General features: G+C 58.0%; 1 protein-coding gene. It reads left to right on the top strand.

Annotation, left to right across the window (positions count from 1 at the left end; genetic code table 11):
• The first annotated feature begins 32 nt into the window (after window positions 1-32).
• Entirely contained in the window at window positions 33-1,421 is a 1,389-nt protein-coding gene (locus ACYPYQ_RS13525; RefSeq protein WP_459724441.1) for an HlyD family type I secretion periplasmic adaptor subunit, read from the top strand.
• Window positions 1,422-1,424 lie beyond the last annotated feature (3 nt).

The raw sequence follows: 1,424 nt of genomic DNA on the forward strand, positions 1-1,424 counted from the left end.
GAATTGGTTCTGCGTAAGAGAAAGGGAGCTTTGTGGCAGTTAGAAAAATAGCACGCAAGGCGCGCATCGTCGGTGTCGATCCCCAGGATTTCGCTCCCAGCCTGTTGCGCGTGCAGAGCCAGCCGCCGGCGCCGTTCGCGCAGGCCATGTTGCGTATCCTGCTCATCCTGTTGTTTGCCGTCATCCTGTGGGCTATCTTCGGCAAACTGGATATCGTCGCCAGTGCAGAAGGCAAGCTCATCCCGCAAAGCTACGTCAAGATCGTCCAGCCCTTTGAACAAGGCCTCATCAGCGAGATACTCGTCAGCGAAGGTCAGCATGTCGAAGCAGGGCAAGTCCTCATGCGTTTGGACACCACCATGTCCGATGCAGACGGTAAAGCCATCAGCGCCGACTATTTCATCAAACAGATCGCCCGACGGCGCATCGACGCAGAGCTGGCTGATAAAGCATTCAAACGCAGGCCAGACGATCCGGAAACGCTCTATAACGAAGCCCTCGCCCAATACCGCGCCAACCGTCACGCATACCACACCGCCCTCGAAGAAGAGCGCAGCATCCGCGATAAAGCCCAAAGCGAACTTGCCGCCGCCAAACAAGCCAGCACCAAACTCACTGAAACCCTGCCGCACTATCAAAAGCAAGCCGAGGCATTCGCCGAATTAGCCCAAGACGGCTACGTCAGCAGATTCGAAGCCGCCGACAAACAACGCGAATACACCGAAAGATCCCAGGACCTCAAAACCCAGCAACACCTCATCGCCAGTGCCCAAGCCACGCTCACAGCCTCCAGCCGCAAACTCGAACAGATCAGCGCCGACTACCGTCAACGTCTGCAAGCCGAACGCGCCGACCTTGGCAGCAAGCTGGACAAGACCCAGGCCGAATACGCCAAACAACAATACCGCCACGAACTACTCGAACTCAAAGCCCCGCAAGACGGCATCATCAAAGACGTCGCCACCCATACCATCGGCACCGTCATCAGCCCCGGCACCATCCTCATGACCCTCGTCCCCAAGGACGAGATACTCAGAGCCGAAGTGTGGGTATCCAATCAGGATGTCGGCTTCATCCACCAAGGGCAAGCCACCAAAGTCAAACTCGCCTCCTACCAGTTCCAGAAATACGGCATGGTGCAAGGCGAAGTCGCCCACCTCAGCGCAGACGCCACCGATGCCAACCAGCAAGGCACAGGCGCATCCGCCCCACCCAATGCCCAATCCCCCAACGGCCAACCCTACGCCTACCGCGCACTGGTCGACCTCAAAGCACAAGAACTCATCGTCAACGGCATCAAGCACGCCCTCAGTCCCGGCATGCAAGTCACGGCGGAGATACACCTTGGTACCAGAACCATTCTTGAGTATTTGCTCTCACCGGTCATGGGGGCGTTTCAGGAGGCGGGGAGGGAGCGGTGAGGG

It is taken from the genome of Sideroxyarcus sp. TK5, from assembly GCF_054601595.1.